The sequence below is a fragment of the Ureibacillus yapensis genome, assembly GCF_003515775.1.
GTDB lineage: Bacteria > Bacillota > Bacilli > Bacillales_A > Planococcaceae > Ureibacillus > Ureibacillus yapensis.
In genome coordinates, this window is sequence record NZ_QWEI01000024.1 from 1 (window position 1) to 2,842 (window position 2,842).

Here is a 2,842-nt window from a genome sequence, read left to right on the forward strand (position 1 = left end):
TTTCAAGGTTCATTTGTTACCGTCTTTTTTAACAGACAGGAACTTTATTATATAAAATAGCGACTCAGTTGTCAATAACTATTTTAAAATATTTTTTCACTTGCCGAAGCAGCGAGGTTTTCATTATATAATGATAACACCCTGCATGTCAACATCTTTTAAAAATCTTTTTCTCTAAGTCTTTTTAAATGATATTCTCTTGCGACAGCTATTTAATATTATCATGACAATAATAAAATAGCAACAAAAAATAAAAATAAAATCATTTTTTATTTTGCTACTATAATATAGTGAAAATAAAAGAACCAATTTTGTTTTGAAGCTATCTTACCCATATTATTTATAGATAAAACATTTTTCCGGTAGTTTATTTTCTTTTCTATCGACCTTTATAAAGGCTCGTCGTTGTTTGTATAAATTCATTATCACATATGAATAATTCACCTACCTGTAACCCAAACTTCTTGCATTCTGTTTGTAACGCTCTTTACTTAAGTAACATCTCCTATCAAAGAGTCTATCTTTAGATTAAGAAACTCCCTACTTTCACTATGATTTACACAAACGCAACCTATTATTTGGTAAAATATAGAAAAAGTAATATAAGAGAGGCAGTGGCGTTCTATGTTCAAGACACTCATCCGTAATATTGTTGATCTGTTAAATCCACCAGCACCCAAGAAATTATCAGGTAATCCTAAACAAAAGTCAGTGATGGCTACTTATAAGGAACAGACGGGAAATGGGTTTTTATCCACGTTGTTCAACAAAGGCAATTATGGGGAATTCTCCTCCTATGGAAAAATAGCAAAGTTGCCCGGCTACCACAAAGCATTGTTCAACCTTTATCTTCCCAACGGCAAAGAACAAACGACCGAAATCGATTTAGTCTACCTTCATGAAACGGGCATCTATGTTATCGAATCAAAAAATTACAGCGGCTGGATTTTTGGAGACGAAAAATCACAAAAGTGGATGCAAACCTTTCCGAATGGCCAAAAGTTCCCCTTTTATAACCCGATTAAACAAAACATCGGCCATATCAAAGCCCTTCAAAATATCTTGCCCTCCATTGAGAAGGTACATTATAAGTCCTTGATTGTCTTTAGTGAAAGATGCGAGCTGAAGAAAGTCTCCTGCGAAGCAAAAGATACATTTATCATCAAACGCAACCAGTTAGCAAAACAAATGGCTCAACAAATACAAGTTTCCCCTAACATATTGGATGCAGCTTACATAGACAGAATCTATAACTTCCTATCGCAATATCAGAAGGCAGATCAGTCGGTAAAGCGGGACCATGTGGAACGGATTAAGGGACAGCAGAGTTAATTGGATCAGCTATACTAAACTTTTTACATGATATACTTTTTATCATGATGAAATATAAATATTCAATCAATAATGTAAAGGGGGAAAATATAAATGGATTGGAAAGATAGTATACACGGACATAAATTCATCGCTTCTTTTAGCGGAGGAAAGGATAGTGTCTTGGCTCTCTATAAAGCAAGCAAGGCTGGAGAAGCGATTGGTCTGATTGTTATGCTTGAGGAGGAAGGAAAACGTTCCAGATCCCACGGCATGCCTCCGGAAATCATACGCGCCCAAGCTCGCTCCATAGGGTTGCCCGTCTATACAGCAGCTGCAAGTTGGACAGATTATGAAAAAGAGTTTATGCGCCTATTGGAAACATCTAAGCTTCAAGGAGCAGATGTGCTGGTAACCGGCGATTTGGATATTGCCGGACATGCTAGTTGGAATGAAAAAGTTGCGGAAAATGCCGGGTTGAAGCTTCATATGCCTTTATGGGGATGCGACCGTCGGGAAGCTGTCGAAGAGTTCATCAATCTTGGATTTGTCACGATGATCGTAACAGTTAATTTATCGCTTGGCATGCGAGAGGACGATTTAGGACGAACGTTCACCCATGAATACGTGAAAGAGCTCGTAGCCCGCGGGATTGACCCCTGCGGAGAAAATGGCGAATTCCATACCACTGTACTTGACGGACCTATTTTCAAGCATCCAATTCCAGTTCGTAAAGGCGAGATTCTTAAAGACGGCGATTACGCTTTTTTGCCTTTGGAGTTAGAGCAGATGAATGATCGATAAATACAAATGAGCTCTTCTTGCAAAAATGTCCGAACCTCCTTCGTAAATTGAACAGTTGGTAAATTCAATCTCCCACCCCTTTTGAATATTATGGCGGAAATTAGAGAATTTATTTAGCGGTATTTTTAAGAAAATTTCCAAACTTGCGTATGAAACAGTAAAATCAACTCATACTATTGAAGATTTCACTTCGAATCTAATGACTGGGAGGGTTAACCCGATGAGTGCGATTGAGCGATTATTCGGAAGAACCGTCTAATCTGATTGAAGCTAAAGCATATTTTTCTTGGGATTTCTCTTAAGATGGATGTGGAAGCGGAGGCAGACGTGTCATGGATAAAATGTAGTGTAATCAGACCCGGAATTATTTCCGGGTTTTTTTATTTCCTGATTCCTTCATGACAAGTTTATTTACTCTGCCCTTAAACCAGCTTACTAATGATGGCTTTTTGGCATATAACGTCAAGCATGACCTGCATCGTGCAGGCCGGGGTGAGCTTATGACAGTATACGAAGCGTTAATGTTTGCAGTAACATTGTCTCAATACTTTCGTCAAACCATAAAAAATAACCCATCCTTGAGTTAGGCGCTCAGATGGGTTATACAATCCAGTCAGCCAACCCCCTTTAAAGGGACCGACTATTACATATGGCTACTTGATGCAGCAACATCAAGCAGTCCTTTTTAATTTATGTTGGTTCATTATGTATTATACAAAATTTCCAT

General features: G+C 37.9%; 2 protein-coding genes. Both read left to right on the plus strand.

Annotated features, from left to right (window positions below; translation table 11 throughout):
• Positions 1-624: 624 nt before the first annotated feature.
• On the plus strand, positions 625-1,332 hold the full coding sequence (locus tag D1B33_RS18195; RefSeq protein ID WP_118877829.1) for a nuclease-related domain-containing protein: 708 nt from the start codon (positions 625-627) through the stop codon (positions 1,330-1,332).
• A gap of 93 nt (positions 1,333-1,425) precedes the next feature.
• On the plus strand, positions 1,426-2,115 hold the full coding sequence (locus tag D1B33_RS18200; RefSeq protein ID WP_118877830.1) for a Dph6-related ATP pyrophosphatase: 690 nt from the start codon (positions 1,426-1,428) through the stop codon (positions 2,113-2,115).
• Positions 2,116-2,842: the final 727 nt, after the last annotated feature.

Excerpts from the sequence above, each read along its gene's own strand:
- D1B33_RS18195 (WP_118877829.1), top strand. The coding sequence starts at position 625 with ATGTTCAAGACACTCATCCGTAATATTGTTGATCTGTTAAATCCACCA.
- D1B33_RS18200 (WP_118877830.1), top strand. The coding sequence starts at position 1,426 with ATGGATTGGAAAGATAGTATACACGGACATAAATTCATCGCTTCTTTT.